The 21,983-nt window shown below is 34.9% G+C and carries 13 protein-coding genes and 2 rRNA genes (1 of these 15 running past the window's edge); 2 read left to right on the top strand and 13 right to left on the bottom strand.

Going from position 1 to position 21,983, the window contains the following annotated elements; translation table 11 throughout:
* Positions 1–2: 2 nt before the first annotated feature.
* Positions 3–1,034: a helix-turn-helix transcriptional regulator gene (locus QWY92_RS14570; protein ID WP_290272544.1), complete on the bottom strand. Its 1,032-nt coding sequence runs from the start codon at positions 1,032–1,034 to the stop codon at positions 3–5.
* Between the two features lie 211 nt (positions 1,035–1,245).
* Between QWY92_RS14570 and QWY92_RS14565 the strand changes: the two genes are divergently transcribed.
* Positions 1,246–4,071 carry a TonB-dependent receptor gene (locus QWY92_RS14565; RefSeq protein WP_290272542.1) on the top strand — a complete coding sequence of 942 codons (2,826 nt, stop codon included), beginning with the start codon at positions 1,246–1,248 and terminating at the stop codon, positions 4,069–4,071.
* A 348-nt stretch (positions 4,072–4,419) separates the two neighbouring features.
* Here the strand turns inward: QWY92_RS14565 and QWY92_RS14560 are convergent, their stop codons facing one another.
* From QWY92_RS14560 to ilvD, 9 genes are all read right to left on the bottom strand, one after another.
* Complete coding sequence (locus QWY92_RS14560) at positions 4,420–5,325, bottom strand: hypothetical protein (protein WP_290272540.1); 906 nt, start codon at positions 5,323–5,325, stop codon at positions 4,420–4,422.
* A gap of 450 nt (positions 5,326–5,775) precedes the next feature.
* On the bottom strand, positions 5,776–8,010 hold the full coding sequence (locus QWY92_RS14555) for a DUF7133 domain-containing protein (RefSeq protein WP_290272538.1): 2,235 nt from the start codon (positions 8,008–8,010) through the stop codon (positions 5,776–5,778).
* Positions 8,011–8,286: 276 nt separating this feature from the next.
* Positions 8,287–8,796 carry an azurin gene (gene azu, locus QWY92_RS14550; protein ID WP_290272536.1) on the bottom strand — a complete coding sequence of 170 codons (510 nt, stop codon included), beginning with the start codon at positions 8,794–8,796 and terminating at the stop codon, positions 8,287–8,289.
* A gap of 194 nt (positions 8,797–8,990) precedes the next feature.
* Positions 8,991–10,583, bottom strand: coding sequence for an NADP-dependent glyceraldehyde-3-phosphate dehydrogenase (locus tag QWY92_RS14545; RefSeq protein ID WP_290272534.1), 1,593 nt, complete (start codon positions 10,581–10,583; stop codon positions 8,991–8,993).
* 194 nt (positions 10,584–10,777) lie between these two features.
* On the bottom strand, positions 10,778–12,043 hold the full coding sequence (ilvA, locus tag QWY92_RS14540; protein WP_290272532.1) for a threonine ammonia-lyase IlvA: 1,266 nt from the start codon (positions 12,041–12,043) through the stop codon (positions 10,778–10,780).
* Between the two features lie 109 nt (positions 12,044–12,152).
* Positions 12,153–13,628, bottom strand: coding sequence for a ketol-acid reductoisomerase (gene ilvC, locus QWY92_RS14535; protein WP_290272530.1), 1,476 nt, complete (start codon positions 13,626–13,628; stop codon positions 12,153–12,155).
* 12 nt (positions 13,629–13,640) lie between these two features.
* Positions 13,641–14,177: an acetolactate synthase small subunit gene (gene ilvN / locus QWY92_RS14530; RefSeq protein WP_290272528.1), complete on the bottom strand. Its 537-nt coding sequence runs from the start codon at positions 14,175–14,177 to the stop codon at positions 13,641–13,643.
* A 21-nt stretch (positions 14,178–14,198) separates the two neighbouring features.
* Positions 14,199–15,932 (bottom strand): biosynthetic-type acetolactate synthase large subunit, encoded by a 1,734-nt coding sequence (gene ilvB, locus QWY92_RS14525; protein ID WP_290272527.1) that lies wholly within the window; start codon positions 15,930–15,932, stop codon positions 14,199–14,201.
* A 94-nt stretch (positions 15,933–16,026) separates the two neighbouring features.
* Positions 16,027–17,709: a dihydroxy-acid dehydratase gene (gene ilvD, locus QWY92_RS14520; RefSeq protein ID WP_290272525.1), complete on the bottom strand. Its 1,683-nt coding sequence runs from the start codon at positions 17,707–17,709 to the stop codon at positions 16,027–16,029.
* Between the two features lie 684 nt (positions 17,710–18,393).
* Between ilvD and metK the strand changes: the two genes are divergently transcribed.
* Positions 18,394–19,647: a methionine adenosyltransferase gene (gene metK / locus QWY92_RS14515; protein ID WP_290272523.1), complete on the top strand. Its 1,254-nt coding sequence runs from the start codon at positions 18,394–18,396 to the stop codon at positions 19,645–19,647.
* A 64-nt stretch (positions 19,648–19,711) separates the two neighbouring features.
* Here metK and QWY92_RS14510 read toward each other — a convergent pair whose 3' ends face one another.
* From QWY92_RS14510 to QWY92_RS14500, 3 genes are all read right to left on the bottom strand, one after another.
* Entirely contained in the window at positions 19,712–20,158 is a 447-nt protein-coding gene (locus QWY92_RS14510) for a protein-disulfide reductase DsbD domain-containing protein (RefSeq protein ID WP_290272521.1), read from the bottom strand.
* Positions 20,159–21,025: 867 nt separating this feature from the next.
* A 5S ribosomal RNA gene (gene rrf / locus QWY92_RS14505) occupies positions 21,026–21,133 on the bottom strand.
* A gap of 143 nt (positions 21,134–21,276) precedes the next feature.
* Positions 21,277–21,983, bottom strand: a 23S ribosomal RNA gene (locus QWY92_RS14500) (it continues 2,118 nt past the right edge of the window).

Below are 21,983 nucleotides of genomic sequence, written 5' to 3'. Positions count from 1 at the left end.
ATTTATACACTAGTTAAATCTGCTACAGCATGTTGTAGCCTATAACTATTAGGAGAACATTTTTCGTGTTTTTTAAACACGGTTGCAAAGTACTGACTTGTTGCAAAACCAGACATATAAGCGACTTCTGCGATAGTTAAGTCGGCGTTTTCTTGAAGTAATTTTTTGGATAAATCTAAACGTTTCATGGTTAAATAACGCATAGGCGTTACGTTTGTTAAACGTTTACAATGATGGGTAAAACGTGTAACACCAACACCAGCAGACTCGGCCATAAGTTCTACCGTCCAGTTTTCTGAAAGCGTATTTCCTAATTCATCTAAAAAGAATTTTACACTTCGAGAACTATCGGTTAATGATTCATTTAAAACAATATCTTCTGTATTCAACAAATCTAGTAACAGAATTAGCAAATAATTTACGAGCAACCGTATTCGTGATGCGCTACTTCCTGCAACATCTGAATTAATGGCTTTATAAATCCGAAGAAAACAATCGCGCACCTTTTGATCGGTTTTCCAAACAAACTTTTCATTCTGACGTAAAATCGTGGTTAACCTCCCTAAATCTTGAGGTGTTAAAGTAATCCATTCGGGCCAAACCCAATCTTGATGCGGTCTACGAACACCTAAATCTAAAATAACCCAATAGATTTTCCCCATACCTACTGCTGGGTTTCCTACGCGATGCGCTTCCCAAGGTCGAGTAATAGTTATATGGTTTGGTGTGAGTAAAACTTCTTTATTTTCCTGTCCATAAGGCATGGTTCCGGATTCTAAAAAATGAAATTCGATACCTTCATTTCTATGCCAATCTAACCCCCAATCTTGTGGTTCATTAGCATCCCAGTACCCAATACTATTAAGTCCAATGGTATTTTCATCCAAACGATCGCCCGGATAAGTATGTCTAGCTAATGCTTTAAACTTAATTTTCTTTCTATCAAAAGCATCAATTAACGGCAAACATGTATCGGCATGGTAAACAATACCATCAGCTTGATAAGGCTCAATATTTACTTTGTTTATTTTCACTGAAATTATTTAAACATTTGCACCTTGCAAATTACACATTTATTTTCAATAATTAAAAGGCTTTATTTTTTTAACATAAATACACTTATAAACCTTAAAAAAACGACTTTTGTTTGAATGCTTTCATTGGTTTAATATAGACAGAAATGCGGATATATTTTATAAATTTGCAACCTAATAATATAAACCAACTATTATTCTCCTTAAACTTATGACTAGACTAAAGCTATTCACTTATTTTTTTATAACAGCTTGCGCTTATTTAGGCCACGCCCAAACATCAATTAGTGGAACTATTACAGACGTTAGCAATGCGCCAATAACTGGTGCTTATATTGAATTAGACACAAGCACGAAGCAATACACCGCAACAAACTCTGATGGGAATTTCAATTTTTCAAAGGTACCTAACGGAATATACAATTTAACCATTTCGCATTTAGGTTTTAAAACTATTACAAACCAGATTACAGTTAATAAAAACAGCACCGTTTTTAATTCTGTTTTAAATACCGACTTACTTAATTTACACACCGTTGTTCTTACTGGAAGTTTCAGTCCAAAAACGCAGTTAGAATCTAGTACTTCTGTAAGTACATTAAATACGCAAGCTATAAAACAAACTATTCCTCAAGGTACAGCGAGTTTATTGCAAAATATTCCAGGTACATTTATCGACGCATCGGCTGGTGAGGTATTTACTAAAATTTATACACGTGGTGTTTCGGCTGCTGCTGAAGATGATACCGGTTGGTACTACGTATCTTTACAGGAAGACGACCTACCTGTGAGCTTAGTACAACATTCCTATTATGGTCCTGATTTGTTTCATCGTGTGGATTTAATGACCTCTAGTGTTGAAGCTTTACGTGGCGGAAGCGCATCGGTTACCGCTATGAATGCGCCGGGTGGCGTTTATAATTTTATTTCCAAACATCGTACATCGGAAGTATTAACCGGAGAAGTGCAACTTCAAACAGGTATTCAAGGTGAAGGAAACGCATATTACAGAGCCGACGCTGTTTTAGGTGGCAGTTTAGGTAACCATTGGTTTTTTAACGCTGGCGGACATTACCGACATGATGATGGTGCTAGAAATACCGATTTCACTTTCAGTAAGGGTGGGCAGTTTAAGTTCAACTTAACAAAAGTAAATTCTCGAGGCTATTTTAAACTTTACGGAAAATATTTAAACGATTACACCAACCGATATAATGGTGTTGCCGCCACAAATTGGGAAGATCCTGAAGCTGCTTTTGGTCAAGATTTTAACTCGACCGCTTTATTAATGCCATCTTATGATGCTTCAATTCCTGACGGACGTTATTTAGATGAAGGAAAAACGAATGCTTTTAACCCTGCTAATGGTGTACATGCCAAAGATTTTGCTGTAGGTTTAGATTTGTTTCAAAATTTAGACAACAATTGGTCTATTAGAAATAACATGAAGTTTTCGACTAAAAATGCGAATTGGCAAACTTCTATAAGTAACGCCTTTTTATCGCTTAGCGATTTCACAACATATTATTTACCAAGTAACGGCAATCCGTTTCCTGCAGGTCAAATTATTTTCAGGAACGCACAAACAGGAACCGAAATGGCTAGAATTGATAATAGCCCAATTTTTGCTGGTAATTCTTTTGAATATTTATCCGATGGCCGATTACCTAATGATGCCGTTATGGGTACGTCAACATGGTATAAAGACAATGATGCAGACGAGTTTATGCAACAGTTAACCCTTAATAAAAAATGGGATAAACACAATTTAAGTTTCGGGTTTGCCACTGGTTTATCGAATACCTCGGTATTTACACAAGGTAGTTTTGCCTTTTCTACTTATGATAATAATCCAACCATGCTACAAGTAACCTTAGAAAACCCGAGTAGCCCTGTAGTTTACCTATCGGATGAGCAAGGCGTTAGTAATTATGGTGGTTTATTTTTTACAAATAGCCGTGCTGAAATTGCACAAATAGCAACGTTTGTTAATGATATTTGGAGCATTACTGATAAGTTACAGCTAGATTTAGGACTGCGTTATGAATCGATTTACCATAAAGGAAGCAACGACCGTAGTACTCCATTTACTCAAGATGGCGGTTTAGATGGTAACGAAAACACCATTTATGATAATAATATATTAGCGCCTACTGGTGAACAAGACGAATTCAACTTTAATTATAATTACTTATCGTACTCAGCCGGATTAAATTATAAATTAACTGATGACACGTCGCTTTTCGGACGCTATTCAAAAGGAAATAAAGCTCCAGAAATGAATTATTACTTCAATAATTTCGCTAATGTACCTATTAATCAAGCTGGCGAAGTTCAAGAAATAAATCAAGTTGAATTGGGGTTAAAATCGACACTTAAAGACTTCTCGTTTACAAGCACCTTATTTTGGAGTGAACTAAAAAATATTGGCATTTCTAACTTTGAATTTGATGGTGATACAAGCAGTATTTTTTACACACCTATTCAGTTTAATAGCTCTCAAACCTTAGGTTTAGAATGGGAAACTATTTACAATCCGTTTCAATATTTCACATTTCGTTTTAATGGTGTTATACAAAACCCTAAAGCCACCGAATGGCAAGTGTATGATGCAGCTGGCTCTGTTGATGTTGCTGATGATAGCATTATAGATTTCTCTGGAAACCGATTACCTTTTAATCCTAAACTACTTTTCAACCTTTCTGCTGAATTTCAAAAAGACAAAGTATCGTCTTTCATTAAATGGAAATATACCGGAAAACGCGAAGGTAACGTAGCCAATGCGTTCCAACTGGCAGCATACAGTGTTTTTGATGCCGGTTTAGGGTATCAAATAAATAAAAATTTAAGTGCTAGATTAATAGCGAGTAACCTATTTAACTCTGATGGATTAGCCAATTTTTTAGGTGCCAATAGTTTTGGAGCAAATGCTAATGGTTCTACCCAAGAATACATTAAGAATAACCCTGATGCCAGTTTTGTTGTTGTACCTATTTTACCTAGAAGTACTATGCTAACCTTAAATTATATGTTTTAACTTGGCAGATAAGTGCGGGAGCGATAGCAGCGGCATCCTTTTTGTAAAGCTTTAAATAGACTGAACTTTAGTTTAACGAGCAGTTTTCTATTTGAAATGCCACATATTGATATTAATACGCTACTGCTTTACAAAAAGATATAGTGGATAGCGCGGTTTTTATTTTTCTTAAAAACCCGCCCACGAAATATAAAATGTATAAACCCCTTAGAATTGAACATTATTCTGAGGGGTTTTATAATACATATTACTTGATATTTGTTACACTTTTAAAGCAACGTCATGCACTTATTTTTTTCAACATTTTATATTTCAATAAAACATGTGTAATAAAACAAGCCGTAATATCTAATTAATAATGCAATATGGTGTTTTTAAATAATTTGCATTTCCGGTTGCAAAATTTAATTCGGCATAAGATCCGCCACCTCTTGCGTAGACATACATTCGCACAGCTACACGTATAAAAGCCCAATCGCCTCCACCTAACAACGCAGAATGGTAATGACTTCTATTAGTATCTAATCGGCTATTTTTATTTATGTTATCATTTGCTGTAGTCATTACGTTGTGTTTAGACCAACCTTTCCAGTTGTACTGTTTTACATTAATCCAAACATCTACGCTTGCCTTAGCATATTTAGAATTAAACCATTCATCGTCTGCCTTAACAATATAATAGCCTCTAAAAACATTTCGAGGTACTATACTATAAACCCTTGAAGAAGTTGGCTTAAACCAAAATCCGAATTCTACCCATTGCGTGTTAGACGCAGCACCTGTTCCTGAAATTCCAGAGCCGGCTCCTTTAGCCCAATTCCATCGGTTTTGTGTAGATCCATTATTAACAACAGTTCGTGCCGCAACAGCATCTGGACTATCTTCCTGTGTTGAAAATGCCTGAACGGAAGATGGATATACGATATGATTTCCGCCTCCAATTAAAGAACTATCAATAGATTCTGCTTCCATTTCTTCAGGAGAAATCATGAAATCTGGCGCATTACCGCCACCTAGTTTCTCCTGTATTTTTTTTATTTCAGTATCGCTTAAATCGGTTAACGCTCTATTATATGCTTCATTTTTTTCAACATCCATTTCAAGTCCCTTAAAATGGTCATTATACATTTTCACCTTTTTCTCACAACTTTTTGAAGCTTCCTTTTCTGCTGTTTGAATGGCTTCCATCTCTGCATTTCTCTCGTTTGCAATTTCGCTATGCATAGCCAATTGCAATGCTCTTAAATTATCCATAATATTGTTTTTTAAGTTTTCTCACCTACTCTATCCAGTTTTCGGCATCCCTGACAGCTTTGTACAAACCTTTATATAAGATTGAATTGAGACACTCTAGAAAATCTCAGAATCAATACTTAAATATATTGTTTATATAACACGCTATCAATACCCAAGATTAGGCATTTTACATTACTTAAAAAACTAACAATGAATAACTTAAAACCAAAAAGAAGAGTTTTTAGAATTAAAAAAGAAGCAAACTAATAACGGACACTTGCCACCCAACAAATAAAAACGAAAGCGATGGAAGACTCAGACTTTATGAAACTTAGGTATGGACTTCGGGGGATAAATCTAGAGGGAATCTCCATTTTGGATGGCTATTTAATTTTTAGCTAGAACGTTTTAAAACAAAAAAAAAGTTGGATTTACATCCAACTTTTTTTGTTACTAAATTAAATACTTTTAATTTTTATAAAGCTCTTCTAAAGTCCAGTAATCTTCTCTGTCTTTAGATTCTGCTCTAGCATTTCTAACCACTTTTCGGTCTACATTATCAGCATCATTCATTGCTCTAACATAACTAAGCACATCTGCAATCCATTGATCGCTATTATCTTTTAAAGGCATCATTATACCATACTCTTTACCTTCAATAGGACCAATAAGACCGTTTAATAAAATTTTACTTAGTATCCCCTTGTCTCCGGTAACCCTTGCGCTACCAATTAAAGATGGCGCAATAAGACCACCGTCTTCTGTTGGTATACCTTTTAAATCGGCACCATGACAGGTGATACATAGTTGTTTATAAGAATCGTAACCGTTAACAATACTTAATCTTGATCCCAAACCTCTTCCTGAAATTTTCTTTTTAAGTTGCGCTAGTTGAGAATCATCTTTCTTTAAACTTTCAACAACGGCATGTGAGATAATTTCGTGACCTTCATATTTTTCATTAATAACGTGAAGCAATTCTGTTGCTTTTTTATCTTTACTGTAACGTAAACTTAAAGCCAATTGATTTACCACATTTACATCAACATCAGAAATTACTTTTTCTAAATCTTGAAGAATATCTGTATCTCCTGCTTTTAAGAAATTCTCACTTAACCTTATTGCAGTAAGTCTAACACGATAATCTTCGTCTTGTAATTTTTCAGTTATTAAGGTTTTATCAATATTATCCATACCTTCAAGCGTCCAAAGTGCTGTTACTCGTTCTAAACCGAAGTCTTTATCACTATTAAATAAGCCATCCATAAAAGAAGTATTATCTCTAGCTAAAGCTTGTAATTCTGGAATAACAGATGTATCACCTCTTAAAACAATTAACTTTTGGGCTGTATTTCTGTACCATCCATTACGATGTCCTAAATATTCAATTAATTCTGAAGCTTTCTTTCCGATTAAGTTCGGTTTTTTATCTAAGGCAATATCTTCATGTACAATTCTATAAATTCTACCTTTTCCAATGTTTTTATCTAAGCCTTTACGCTCAATAACTGGTCTTAAGAAACTTCCTTTTTTGGTCCAGTTACTTTCTTGAATAATACCACGATACATATCCACAATATAAAGAGCTCCATCTGGACCTGTTTTTGCTTGTAACGGTCTAAAATTTAAATCTGTTGAGGCCATAAACTCAGCTTTATCGTAAGCGTTATATACCACCTTTTTACCATTTTCATTTTTTATTTTCGCTCTACGAATCAATCTTCCTACAGGTTCTGGAATAAAAAGATCACCATATAAATCGGAAGGCAATTTATGTCCTCTATAAATTTCTTGTCCAGCAGTTCCTGTAAAATGGTTAAGTGTACCATCTTCTCGTAGTCTTTTTGTTCCTCCTTGAACATCTGGAGTTCCAACTACTGGCCAAGGTTGTACAAAACCTTCAGCAAGTCTACCTTTTGCATTAAACTCGCCATATACTGGTGGTTGTTGAAATCCGTAAGCTGGATTTTCACTTCCTGCAGAAGAGTAGTACATATTTCCTAAATCATCTTGGGTAAGTCCCCATTGCCCTCTATTTGGCATGTTTTCTAAAGAGTCTACTTCTACCTTACCATTACTTTTAAACTTAAACCTAACGGGATTGTATGTTGTATATGCCCAGTTATCTAAATTCCAAATAAGTCCACTTTGTTGGTGTTCTAAATTTCCTCCACGACGGTTTGGATTGTAGTAAACACGTTCTTTTTTATCAGCTACGCCATCTCCATCAGTATCTTTATAACTCCACAAATCATATGAAAATGTTTCATTAACAATTAATTCATTTTCAAGAGGTAAAATCATTCTTGGCAACAATAAGCTATCAATAAAAACAGTGCTTTTATCCATTTTACCATCACCATCTAAATCTTCAAGCATTTTAATTCTACTAATATTTCTATTAGTACCACTACCATTAACATCTTGCATGTAGGTATTCATTTCTGCTACATACATACGCCCGTTTCCATCCCAAGCAATAGTTACAGGCTCATCAATCATAGGCTCACTTGCAACAAGTTCTACTCTATAACCTTCTGGTAAATAAAATGTTTTCATGCTTTCTTCTGGTGAAAGAAATGCTGAAGATGGGTCTTTTACTATTTCTGGTTTTTCATAAATTTTATCAACATACTCTTTCTTCTCACAGTTGAAAAACGTTAATAAAACCAGCGATAAAACACTGATATTTTTAATTTTCATATTAGCTTAATTTATATTATTTATATGTTAAAAACACGATACTAATTTGGTAAGTAAGGCTTTTATTTCACCATAAAACGAATTCTTTATGATAAATTAAAACTCTAGCACTATAACTATTGCATCAAAAAAGGCAGCTTACTTAATCTTTAGAGAAATTAAATCGAAACCAGACGTTAGGGACAACGGTTCTAGTTCTACAAAAAAAATCCTTGTGTTGTTATATCTTTGTAGACCATAACAAGACAAGGATTTAACGCATAAATTATTTTGAATTTATTCTACAATAAATTTACCTTTCATCATAGCATAATGACCAGGGAAACTACATAAAAAATCGTAAGTTCCTACAGCTGGTGCGTCAAATTCTACAGTTACTGTTTCGCCAGCACCAACAATGCCTGTATGTGCGATAACATCCTGAGAATCTGCAGGAATATAATCTGTTGCTTTAGCTACAGCAGCACTATTTCCGAAAGTAGCTACATTTACACCTTGTTTTAATAAAACAAAATTATGTCCCATGACATTTTTGTCCATTTTACCAATATGTTTTAATGTGATTTTTACTTTCTGGCCTGCTTTAACTCGAATTTCTTTCTTATTAAATTGCATAGCATCATTACCCGTAATAACCACATCGTTTGGATTGGTTTCTACAGCCTTAACAACCTCTGTTTTTTTATCATAAGAAAAACCTTCTTTCTTTTTCTCTTCTTTTCCTCCACATCCGATTAATACAACTGCTGAACAAGCAGCAACTAATACATACTTTGCTATTTTCATTTAATTTGGTTTTAAAAATTTAGTTTAATTTAAATATAGTGTACCAAATATAAACATATAAAGGCTTATTTTAGTGCAATATTTTTCACTGAAAAATTATGCACTAAAATAAGCCTAATTACTAAGGACTTCTTTAGTGATTCCTAAAAAAGTTTATCCCTTTAAAACAAGTATATTACCTTCTGTTTTAAGGTTTACAAAATATAATCTGTACTAATAAAATTAGAGGTTTTCTTTTCTAATAATTCTTTTAAAATGGCATTATTATAAGCATTGTCTTTAGATGCCACAAAGGTTCTAATAGAAAACGATCGCAAGGCATCGTGCACACTTAATGTACCGTAAGCAGAATCTTTTCTTCCTGTAAAAGGGTATACATCTGGTCCACGTTGACAGGAACTATTTAAATTTACACGACAAACCAAGTTAACCAAAGTATCAATTAACGGTGATAATGTATGGACATTTTGACCAAACAAACTCACCTGTTGTCCGTAATCAGATTCTGCCATATCATGAAGAGGTTCTTCAATATCTGAAAAAGAAACTACAGGAACCACTGGTCCAAATTGTTCTTCTTTAAATACACGCATATCTTTTGTTACTGGATAAAGTACTGCTGGAAAAATAAAGTTTTCGGTAGTTTCTCCTCCTTTTTTATTTAAAATTTCCGCTCCTTTTTCCTTAGCATCATCAATTAATTCTTGAATATAAGCTGGCTTTTCTACTTCTGGAAGTGGCGTTAATTTTGAACCTGCTTCCCACGGGTTTCCAAATTTAAGTTGATCGACTTTGAAGGCGAATAATCTATTAAACTCCTCGACTACAGATTCATGTACATATATTACTTTTAAAGCTGTACAGCGTTGTCCGTTAAAAGATAGTGTTCCTGCAATACACTCCTCTACTGCCAAATCTAAGTCGGCATCTGGTAAAATAATGGCTGGATTTTTAGCTTCTAAACCTAAAACCATACGTAATCTGTTTCCCTTTGGGTGTTGTGCTTGCAATGCATTTGCCGATTTACTGTTACCAATTAATGCTAAAACATCAACTTTACCCGATTGCATTATTGGTGTTGCCAAAACACGACCTCGACCATAAACAATATTAACCACACCTTTTGGGAAACTCTTTTGAAAAGCTTCTAATAAAGGAGAAATTAATAATACTCCAATTTTAGCAGGTTTAAAAACCACAGGATTACCCATGATTAATGCTGGAATTAATAAAGTAAAAGTTTCGTTTAAAGGATAATTATAAGGTCCTAAACAAAGTACAACACCAAGTGGCCCACGACGAATATGTGCATAAACCCCAGAGTTTTTTTCAAACTTTGCAGAGTCTCTATCAATTTGTTTATAAGCTTCGATGGTATCGTAAATATAATCGACAGTTCTATCGAATTCTTTTTCTGAATCTGGAAGGTTTTTACCTATTTCCCACATGAGTAGTTTTACAACTTCTTCACGTTTGGTTTTCATTTCTTCAACAAACTTTTCCATGCAAGCAATTCGATCGATTACTTTCATGGTTGGCCATAAACCTTGCCCTTTATTATAGGCGTTTGTTGCGGAATCTAAAGCTTCTAACGCTTCGGCTTCGCCTAACTGCGGAATGGTTCCTAAAATGGTATGCTTATAATCCGCTGTAGATGAAATGGTAGAATACACTTCAGCTGTTTCACCTTCCCATTGCTTTAGCTCGCCATTGACAAGATAGGTAGATTGATGTAATAATGAATCTATTTTATACGCTTCTGGAATATCTTTAAAAGTTGTTTTCATATTAAAAATTATTGAATTTCTAGTCTAGTAAAGATATCAATATTCCCGATGAAACAACATTAAACATAGCTATTGTACGAAGAAATATCAAATTCTTAACACTTCAATTACAACAGTTTAATATGTATATAACTAAAACGTTTTCGCAAAGAAATACACTAAACATACCCAACTTTAAGCTAAAACAAGACAGTTTACACCAAAAACTGAAACAATTCAGGCTTATCATTCAAATAATCGCCAAAGAAATTATTGGCTTTCATTTTTGCTATGAGTGGTGCTAAATCGTCTGCCGATTTTAACTGAATACCTACAACGGCTGCCCCGTTTTCGCGGTTGGTTTTTTTGGTATATTCAAAATGCGTGATATCATCGTTTGGACCTAAAATTTCGGCTACAAATTGTTTTAAGGCTCCCGCTCTTTGTGGAAATTTCACAATAAAATAGTGTTTTAAATTCGCATAAAGTAAGGCGCGCTCTTTAATTTCTGCTGTTCGGGTAATATCATTATTACTTCCTGAAACAACACAGACTACATTTTTTCCTTTTATTTCTTCAGCATAAAAATCTAACGCAGAAATACTTAAAGCTCCAGCCGGTTCTACCACAATAGCATCCTTATTATAAAGCTCTAAAATGGTTTGACATACTTTCCCCTCCGGAACCGTAATCATGGCGTGTAAATTGGCTTTGCATATTGGGAATGTTAAATCGCCCACCCGTTTTACAGCGGCACCGTCAATAAACTTTTCAATATGTTCTATCTCTGTGTTTTTATTATTTTTAATAGACGTAGACATCGATGGAGCGCCTTCTGGCTCAACACCAATCACTTTAGTATTTGGAGATAACTCGGAAAATACAGTGGATAATCCAGATGCCAATCCGCCACCACCAACAGCAATAAACACATAATCTATAGGCACTGTGGTTTGTTCTAAAATTTCTAAACCTACTGTACCTTGCCCTTCAATAACTTTTTCATCATTAAATGGATGGATAAATATTTTTCCTAAAGCATCACATTCTTGCACGGCTGCATGGTTCGCATCGTCGAATGTATCACCTTCAATTTTAATATCTATATAGTCGCCACCAAACATTTTAACCTGCTCTATTTTCTGGTTTGGAGTTGGAGACGGCATATAAATAGTGCCTTTTATTTTTAGTAATTTACAAGACAAAGCCACACCTTGCGCATGGTTTCCGGCACTAGCGCATACCACACCTTTTTGAGATTCTTCGGCAGTTAAAGAGCTAATTTTATTGTAAGCGCCACGAATTTTATACGAGCGTACTTGCTGTAAATCTTCGCGTTTTAATAAAATATTAGCACCAAAAAACTCCGAGTAACGTAGGCTTTGACCTAAAGGTGTCACTGCCGATACATTTTTAATAGCATTGGCTGCTTCCTTTATTTTATCAAGACTCGGAAAGTAGGTATTGTGTTCCTTGTTCATCTTCTTATAATTTAAAAACCTACAAGCCTTTGATGGCTTGTAGGTTATATTAATATGTAAACCCCCTTAGTTTATTAAAAACTTCCTGGCTTTACGTTTGTTTAAAATATTAAACGATTGGCTTCATTGCCGTCATCGATGCTCTTAAGAACGTTCCAACTTTTTCAACTTGGTGGTTTCTTAAAGCTGCATTTACTTCAATTAATTTTGCATTATCAACACCTTCACCGTTACTTGTAGCGTAAGCTTTACCAATAACATCGGTATCTACAGTTTTCATGAAATCGGCTAATAAAGGCTTACAAGCGTGATCGAATAAATAACATCCGTACTCAGCAGTATCCGAAATTACAGCGTTCATTTCGTATAATTTACGTCTTGCAATCGTGTTTGCAATAAGTGGCGTTTCGTGTAAAGATTCGTAGTATGCAGAAGCATCGATAATTCCAGAATCTGTCATTGCTTCAAAAGCTAATTCCACACCTGCTCTTACCATAGCAACCATTAATACACCATGATCGTAATATTCTTGTTCAGAAATTTCAACATCACCAGCTGGCGTTTTTTCAAATGCAGTTTCTGCTGTTGCAGCTCTCCATCCTAATAAATCTTTATCATCGTTAGCCCAATCTGCCATCATACCTGCAGAAAAACGACCTTCAATAATATCATCCATATGCTTTTGGAATAATGGACGCATAATATCTTTTAATTCTTCTGAAAGTTCAAAAGCTTTAATTTTTGCTGGGTTAGACAAACGGTCCATCATGTTAGTGATACCACCATATTTAAGACCTTCTGTAATAGTTTCCCAACCGTATTGAATTAGTTTTGAAGCATAACCTGCATCAATTCCTTTTTCAATCATTTTATCGAAACAAAGGATAGAACCTGTTTGAAGTAAACCACATAAAATAGTTTGCTCTCCCATTAAATCAGATTTTACTTCAGCAATAAAAGAAGATGCTAATACACCTGCTCTATCACCTCCAGTTGCTGCTGCATAAGCTTTTGCTTGTGCCCAACCTTTTCCTTCTGGATCGTTTTCTTCGTGAACCGCAATTAACGTTGGTACACCAAATCCTCTTTTATATTCTTCTCTTACTTCTGTCCCTGGACATTTTGGAGCTACCATGATTACTGTTAAATCTTCACGAACCTGAGTTCCTTCTTCAACAATATTGAAACCGTGAGAATACGATAATGTTGCTCCTTTTTTCATTAAAGGCATTACAGCATTTACAACACTTGTATGTTGCTTATCTGGCGTTAAGTTTAATACTAAATCTGCAGTAGGAATTAACTCTTGGTAAGTACCAACAGTAAAACCATTATCGCTTGCATTTAAAAAAGATTGACGTTTTGCTTCAATAGCCGCATCACGAAGTGCATAAGAAATATCTAAACCAGAATCTCTCATGTTTAATCCTTGATTTAAACCTTGTGCGCCACAACCTACTATCACAATTTTTTTACCTTTTAAAGCATTTACACCATCTTCAAATTCTGAAGAATCCATAAATCTACATTTCGATAACTGATTTAATTTATCTCTTAATGATAAGGTGTTAAAATAATTTCCCATTTTTTAATTTAATTAGTATTTATTATTGAAGGCTTGAAGCACTTCTGTTACTTTCATTTCTTCTTTAGTGACTGCAATACGTCCAGAACGTACAAATTGCATAATGCCATAAACGCTTAATTCTTTGCGCAAGGCTTCAATTTCGTTACGGCGTCCCGATTTTTCTAAAACAAAAAAGTCTTTGTTTACCGTTACAATTCTGGCGTAACTTTCTTTTATTAAATTCTGAATTTGAGGTTCGTCAAATAATAATTCCGATTTTATTTTGAACATACTCGACTCTGTAAAAATCGTTTCATCTTCTCGGTGATAAAATGCACGAATAGTTTCAACCTGCTTCTCTATTTGTTTTACAATTTTAACAGCTTGCTCTTCGGAAATATTAACCACAATTACAAAACGATTAACACCATCAATTTCAGATTGTGAAGTCGTTAAACTTTCAATATTAATATGTCTACGCTGAAAAATAGCTGAAATACGATTTAACAAACCGATATTGTTTTCGGTGTAAATTGAAATCGTTAATGATTCTATATTTTGATTCATTTTTATTAAAATCTTAATTTATTAACTCAATCTAACTTCTGAAACCGAAGCTCCTGTAGGAATCATCGGGAATACATTACCTTCTTTTTCTACACAAACTTCTAAGAAATAAGATTCTTTTGAAGCTATCATTTCTTTAACCGCTTCGGCTAACTCTTCACGTTTTACTACTTTTCGGGCTTTAATATAATAACCTTCTGCAATAGCAACGAAGTTTGGGTTTGTCATTTCGGTAGACGCATAACGTTTATCGAAAAATAGTTGTTGCCATTGGCGCACCATTCCTAAAAACTCGTTATTTAAAACTACAATTTTCACTGGTGTTTTCTGCTGAAAAATAGTCCCTAATTCCTGTATGTTCATTTGGTAACCACCATCACCAATAATAGCCACAACTTCACGATCTGGCGCTGCCATTTTTGCTCCAATAGCTGCTGGAAGTGCAAAGCCCATAGTACCTAAACCACCAGAAGTAATATTACTTTTTGTGATGTTAAAATCGGCGTAACGACAAGCAATCATTTGGTGTTGTCCTACATCAGAAACAATAGCTGCATCGCCTTTAGTTTCCTTATTTATTTGATTAATAACTTCCCCCATCGTAATACCTTCTTTGGTTGGAGTTAAATCATCTTTAATTACTTTTTCATATTCAACAGCATACAAATCTTTAAATTCTTGTAACCAAGCATCGTGAGATGTTGCATCTAAAAGCGGTAATAATTGTGCTAAACTATCTTTAGAGTTTCCTAAAACAGCCACATCAGTTTTTACATTTTTATCAATCTCTGCGGGATCAATTTCAAAATGGATCACTTTAGCTTGTTTCGCATAGGTATTTAAACTTCCCGTTACACGATCGTCAAAACGCATACCAATAGCAATTAAAACATCACATTGATTGGTTAATACATTTGGAGCGTAGTTACCGTGCATACCTACCATACCTACATTTAAAGGATGTGATGTTGGCACTGCTGAAGCTCCAAGAATAGTCCAAGCCGAAGGAATTCCCGCTTTTTCTATCACTGCCTTTAATTCAGCTTCTGCTTTCCCTAAAATAACACCTTGTCCCCAAACAATCATTGGTTTCTTTGCAGCGTTAATTAGTTTTGCAGCTTCTTTTACAGCCTCGGTATCTGTTGCTGGTACAGGATTATAACTTCTAATCCCTGTACATTTTTCATATTTAAAATCGAATTCTTCTAGTTGCGCATCTTTAGTAATATCTACTAAAACAGGTCCCGGACGACCACTTCTAGCAATATAAAATGCCTTTGCTATAGCTTCAGGAATTTGAGACGCTTTAGTGACTTGACAATTCCATTTAGTAACTGGTGTAGAAATACCAACAATATCGGTTTCCTGAAACGCATCACTACCTAATAAATGAGAAGCAACTTGCCCTGTAATACATACTAACGGTGTAGAATCTATTTGTGCATCAGCAATACCAGTAATTAAATTTGTTGCTCCAGGACCAGACGTCGCCATGGCCACACCAACTTTTCCTGAAATACGCGCATACCCTTGAGCGGCATGTGCAGCACCTTGTTCATGACGCGTTAATACGTGATGAATTTGGTCTTTAAATTTATATAACTCATCATAAACAGGCATGATTGCTCCTCCTGGATAACCATAAAGGATATCTACCCCTTCGGCTAATAAACAATGAATAATGGCTTCGCTACCAGTAATACGCATCGTTGTTTGCGTATTATTTTCTTGCTTTTTTATGGTTTGTGTGTCCATATATTATTTTTTTAGATGAAAAAATATAGAGGTCAAAATAAAGATCATTCTTATTTTTATTTTTTCTCTAATCTTCTCCAATTGTCGTTATTTGTTACAAATCGGTTACACAGCCTTTTGATGCTGATGCTACTGATTTTGCATATTTATATAAAATTCCTTTTGAGTGTTTTAATGCAGGTTGAACCCATTGTGTTTTTCTTTCTGCTAATTCTTCATCAGAAAGTAATACATTAATACTATTATCTTCGGCGCTAATTCTAATCTTATCACCCGTTTTTAATATTCCAATAGTTCCGCCTTCTTGAGCTTCTGGTGTAATGTGTCCCACAACAAAACCGTGTGTTCCTCCAGAAAAACGACCGTCGGTAATTAATGCTACAGATTTCCCTAAACCAGCACCCATAATTAAAGAGGTTGGTTTTAACATCTCAGGCATACCCGGACCTCCTTTTGGCCCCACATATCTAATGACGACTACATCTCCTCTTTCTACTTCTCCGTTTGAAATTCCAGTATTTGCAGCTTGCTCACCATCGTAAACCACCGCTTTACCTTCAAATAATAAACCTTCGTTTCCTGATATTTTTGCTACTGCACCTTCTGTTGCTAAATTTCCGTAAAGAATTTGTAAGTTTCCTGAAGATTTTAAAGCTTTATCCTTCGGAAAAATCACATCCTGATCATCTTCAAAAGAAAGTGGCTCAACATCGGCTAAATTTTCAGCTAAAGTTTTTCCTGTTACGGTTAAACAATCGCCATGTAAATAACCATTGTCTAATAAATATTTCATCACGGCTGGCGTTCCACCAACACCATGAACATCTTCCATTAAGTATTTTCCACTAGGTTTTAAATCGGCAATTAACGGTGTATTATCACTAACACGTTGAAAATCTTCTAAAGTAAATTCGATATCGGCAGCATGTGCAATAGCTAAAAAGTGTAATACCGCATTGGTAGAACCACCTAAAGCATTTACAAGAGCTATAGCATTCTCAATAGATTTTTTAGTAATTATATCTAAAGGTTTTAAATCTAATTCTAAAAGGTTTTTAATAGCGATTGCCGTGCGCTCACTTTCCGATAATTTGTTCGGGTTTTCCGCAGGAATCGAAGAATTATAAGGTAATGCAAACCCCATACATTCTATTGCCGAAGCCATGGTGTTTGCTGTGTACATACCACCACAAGCACCAGCACCAGGAATAGCACTTTTTATAATATCTCTATATTCTTCCTCTCCAATTTCACCAGCCACTTTTTGACCTAAGGCTTCAAAAGCAGAAACAATATTTAATTTTCGTCCTTTATATTTTCCTGAAGCTATTGTTCCTCCATACATCATGATTGATGGACGGTTTAAACGTAACATTGCAATAACTGCACCTGGCATATTTTTATCACAACCTACAACAGAAACTAAAGCATCGTAACTTTGTGCATTCATTACCGTTTCAATAGAATCTGCAATAATATCACGAGATGCTAAAGAGTAATTCATACCAGAAGTTCCCATAGAAATCCCATCAGAAACACCAATAGTATTAAACCCTAAACCTACCATATCGGCAATTTTACACTCAATTTTAACTTCCGCAGCTAAATTATTCAAATGCATATTACAAGGATTACCATCGTATCCGGTGCTTGCAATACCTACCTGAGCCTTTTTCATATCTTCATCAGTCAAACCAACAGCGTATAGCATGGCTTGAGATGCGGGTTGAGATTCGTCTTGGGTTAATCTTCTACTATATTTATTAAGTTCCTTCATTTTTGTTGCGGATAATTTTATCTTTTACCTAGTTTCAGTTTTGATTATTTAGTAATTTATGAATTATGTTAAAAACTCTTCATCACTTAAAATAATGCTCGAAATTAATTTATTATGGTTTTATATGTACTTTTTTATCAATTAATAGGTTAAATCCACCGGCAAAAATAAACCATTAAAAACCTAAAAACCAGATAGTTAAATCAATATTTTTACAATGTCCAAAAAATTAAAAATATGATATAAAAAGAGCCTTCATTTACGGGAAGGCTTTTTCATATATTTAGATTAAAAAAAACCACCAATCAGCCCTGCCTAATAATGACTATGGCACTAATAAAAATGGAAATAAAAAATCTATTTTTCATATAAAACATACTTCAAACAAGGCGCTTTAAAACTATCGATTTTTAGCGATCCCTTGCTTTGCTTCTTCAAATATTTATAAATTAAATTTATTAGCCTAATTTTTGGTTAAAAAACACCAAATGCATTCGCAATTCCTTATTATTTTTATACTTTTGTAGCCAAAATAACAGAGGAAAGATTTGACTGATTGCAACCTCTTTATAAGGAACTATATCTTGAATACGGATAAAAATGGGGCTTTATAAATAAAAATGCTAAAGGCAGTGTAAACTTCCTTCGACGGCTTCGTCAAATCTTGCAATAAAATAATATATTATGGCTTATTTATTCACTTCGGAAAGTGTTTCTGAAGGACACCCAGATAAGGTCGCAGACCAAATTAGTGATGCATTAATTGATAATTTTTTAGCATTTGATACAGAATCTAAAGTGGCATGCGAAACCTTAGTAACCACAGGGCAAGTAATTCTTGCTGGTGAAGTAAAATCGACAACCTATTTAGACGTTCAGAAAATTGCCCGTGATACCATTAATAAAATTGGATATACCAAAGGCGAATATATGTTTGATGGTAATTCGTGTGGCGTGCTTTCTGCTATTCATGAACAATCGGAAGATATTAGCCAAGGTGTAGACCGTGGTAGCAAAGAACAACAAGGTGCTGGAGATCAAGGAATGATGTTTGGTTATGCAAGTAACGAAACCGAAAACTTTATGCCTTTGGCTTTAGATTTATCGCACCGTATTTTAAAAGTTTTAGCTGAATTACGTCGCGAAAATAAAGATATTACCTATTTAAGACCAGATTCTAAAAGTCAGGTCACTATTGAATATAGCGATGCCAATGTACCGCAACGAATCGATGCAATTGTAGTATCTACACAGCATGATGATTTTGATGAAGATGATGCAATGCTTTCTAAAATTAGAAAAGATATTGTTGATATTTTAATTCCTCGTGTTGTAGCCGATTTACCAGAAGCAATTCAGGCTTTATTTAACGACGATATAAAATATCATATTAACCCAACAGGTAAATTTGTTATTGGTGGTCCACACGGAGATACCGGTTTAACAGGACGAAAAATTATTGTTGATACTTACGGCGGAAAAGGTGCTCATGGTGGTGGTGCATTCTCAGGAAAAGACCCAAGTAAAGTAGACAGAAGTGCAGCTTACGCAACTAGACATATAGCTAAAAACTTAGTTGCTGCCGGTGTTGCTGATGAAGTTTTAGTACAAGTAAGTTATGCTATTGGCGTTGTTGAACCTATGGGAATTTTTATTGATACTTACGGTACTTGTGCTTTTAACATGACCGATGGTGAAATTGCTAAAATAGTATCGCAACTTTTTGATATGCGTCCTTTTGCTATTGAAGATCGCCTAAAACTTAGAGCACCGATATATAGTGAAACTGCAGCTTACGGACACATGGGTCGTACTCCTGAAACAGTAACTAAAACTTTCACTCAGCCTAATGGAGAAACTATTACACTTGATGTGGAATTGTTCACATGGGAAAAATTAGATTACGTTGATAAAGTAAAAAGTGCTTTTGGATTGTAATATCCATAAGTATTAATCATAAAAAAAGCGACTTCCCAAATTGGTTAGTCGCTTTTTTATTTTATTACTTCACTTCAAAAGTCAATTCAACTTCTGTTGGCGGTAAGCATCGACTATCGTCGCAAACCATAAATTCTACGGTTCCATTTACGGTAAAAGCATCCGTTGTTTTCAATTTAATACGTTGTTTAAATGTAGCCATCTCTTCAAAGTAAGTAATTTCCATTTGAAAAACTGGATCATCTACAGTGTGTCCCTCTTCTTCTTGTGTATTTCCTTTTTTTAAGAACTTCCCATTACCCTCATAAGTAAAACTTGTAGCTATTGGTCCATCTTCTGGCACCGTTTGCGAATATAAATGCCAACCTGAATCAATAGTTGCAGTGGCGATTAAATCAAATTCCGAATCCGAAATCTTTGTTACCGATGTGCTCCATGTTACAGGTTCTAGTATTTGGGCTTGAACTATATTTAAGGCAAAAATGGCAACTATTAAAATAAGTTTTTTCATAAGGTGTAATACTGTATTTGGTTAACTAAAATTTAAAACAAAACTAATTATTTTGCTTGATATAATAAGCAATTATTAAGCCAATACTTAAATTTGAAACACAAATTAATTACAGAAAATAAATTTTAAGCTTATTCTTACATTAATCCCCCCGTAAAAACCTGGTAAATCTACTTAATAGAAGATGCTTAACCTAAGTAGAACAATACTTAACGCAAAAGGAAAGTTTATAAAAAGCGAAAACTCTAAATCATTACAATTTAGAGTTTTCTTTAATTCTCCCTAAGAACTAATTAATAGCAAGACAAATATAGGGTTTATCTTACTAATAAGAAATGCGTAGTTCTACTTATTTTTGAATTAAATTAACTAAAACCATTCGTAAATCACTCTATTTTAGATATTTCTATTTTATTTTTTGTAGAAAAGCACAGCTATTATGCTTTGTAAAGAGTACTTTATTTTCGAATAATGACACTTCACTAAGCAATAGTCAATAATAAACATCCTTATGGCAAGTTTTTATTCTCATAAAAACCGGGCTATCCGCTATATCTTTTTATTTAGTTGATTGTTTAATAGCTTTGAACGGGTAGATCTATAGTATCTAAAGCACCATACCAAATTAAAGTCTTTCAACACCATAAAAAGGATGCCGCTGCTATCCCTCTTGCAGACTTAGTCCATAATTAAATATATAGCTATATCTTAAGTATCCAGAAGAAGTATCTACTCATAACTTTCGACACATAAAAAAAGAGAGACAAGATGAGACGAACAGCAAGAATAGTTTTACATCCCCCTTCGTCTTCTTAGATTTGAGTTTAGGGCAAAAAAAATCCTCAACAAATAAATGTTGAGGATTAAAAAAGGCAACGACCTACTCTCCCACAAATGCAGTACCATCGGCGCTAATGGGCTTAACTTCTCTGTTCGGAATGGTAAGAGGTGAGCCCCATCGCTATAACCACCTTAAGTTATAGCTGCTCGCTATTGGATATTAATCCTTTAGCATACAGCGTTTATCACTTTGGATAAACAAATATCTTAACATATTGAAACAAAAATCATGAACTTAATTTATATAATGCATTGTATAACTTTTAAAAAAACAGGCGTACAATAAGCCTATGGGTTATTAGTACTACTTGGCTATGACATTACTGCCTTTACACCTATAGCCTATCAACGTGGTAATCTTCCACGACCCTTTAAAGAAATCTCATCTTGTGGTGGGTTTCGCGCTTATATGCTTTCAGCGCTTATCCCTTCCCAACGTAGCTACTCAGCAATGCTCCTGGCGGAACAACTGATACACCAGAGGTTAGTCCAACTCGGTCCTCTCGTACTAGAGTCAGATCCACTCAAATTTCTAACGCCCACTGTAGATAGAGACCGAACTGTCTCACGACGTTCTGAACCCAGCTCGCGTGCCACTTTAATGGGCGAACAGCCCAACCCTTGGGACCTTCTCCAGCCCCAGGATGTGACGAGCCGACATCGAGGTGCCAAACCCCCCCGTCGATATGAGCTCTTGGGGGAGATCAGCCTGTTATCCCCGGCGTACCTTTTATCCTTTGAGCGATGGCCCTTCCATACGGAACCACCGGATCACTATGCTCTACTTTCGTACCTGATCGACTTGTAGGTCTCTCAGTCAAGCTCCCTTATGCCATTGCACTCTACACACGATTACCAACCGTATTGAGGGAACCTTTAGAAGCCTCCGTTACTCTTTTGGAGGCGACCACCCCAGTCAAACTACCCACCAAGCACTGTCCCTTCAAAAGAAGGTTAGACTCTAGATAAGCAAAGGGTGGTATTT

This window comes from Algibacter miyuki (genome assembly GCF_030409805.1).
GTDB classification, from domain to species: Bacteria; Bacteroidota; Bacteroidia; order Flavobacteriales; family Flavobacteriaceae; genus Algibacter; species Algibacter miyuki.
Note: the sequence above shows the minus strand (reverse complement) of the source record. Positions and strands in the feature narration are given on the sequence as shown.

What these genes read in the sequence shown, in the direction of transcription:
- QWY92_RS14565 (WP_290272542.1), top strand. Translation starts at nt 1,246, where the DNA reads ATGACTAGACTAAAGCTATTCACTTATTTTTTTATAACAGCTTGCGCT.
- QWY92_RS14560 (WP_290272540.1), bottom strand. Translation starts at nt 5,325, where the DNA reads ATGGATAATTTAAGAGCATTGCAATTGGCTATGCATAGCGAAATTGCA.
- QWY92_RS14555 (WP_290272538.1), bottom strand. Translation starts at nt 8,010, where the DNA reads ATGAAAATTAAAAATATCAGTGTTTTATCGCTGGTTTTATTAACGTTT.
- azu (WP_290272536.1), bottom strand. Translation starts at nt 8,796, where the DNA reads ATGAAAATAGCAAAGTATGTATTAGTTGCTGCTTGTTCAGCAGTTGTA.
- QWY92_RS14545 (WP_290272534.1), bottom strand. Translation starts at nt 10,583, where the DNA reads ATGAAAACAACTTTTAAAGATATTCCAGAAGCGTATAAAATAGATTCA.
- ilvA (WP_290272532.1), bottom strand. Translation starts at nt 12,043, where the DNA reads ATGAACAAGGAACACAATACCTACTTTCCGAGTCTTGATAAAATAAAG.
- ilvC (WP_290272530.1), bottom strand. Translation starts at nt 13,628, where the DNA reads ATGGGAAATTATTTTAACACCTTATCATTAAGAGATAAATTAAATCAG.
- ilvN (WP_290272528.1), bottom strand. Translation starts at nt 14,177, where the DNA reads ATGAATCAAAATATAGAATCATTAACGATTTCAATTTACACCGAAAAC.
- ilvB (WP_290272527.1), bottom strand. Translation starts at nt 15,932, where the DNA reads ATGGACACACAAACCATAAAAAAGCAAGAAAATAATACGCAAACAACG.
- ilvD (WP_290272525.1), bottom strand. Translation starts at nt 17,709, where the DNA reads ATGAAGGAACTTAATAAATATAGTAGAAGATTAACCCAAGACGAATCT.
- metK (WP_290272523.1), top strand. Translation starts at nt 18,394, where the DNA reads ATGGCTTATTTATTCACTTCGGAAAGTGTTTCTGAAGGACACCCAGAT.
- QWY92_RS14510 (WP_290272521.1), bottom strand. Translation starts at nt 20,158, where the DNA reads ATGAAAAAACTTATTTTAATAGTTGCCATTTTTGCCTTAAATATAGTT.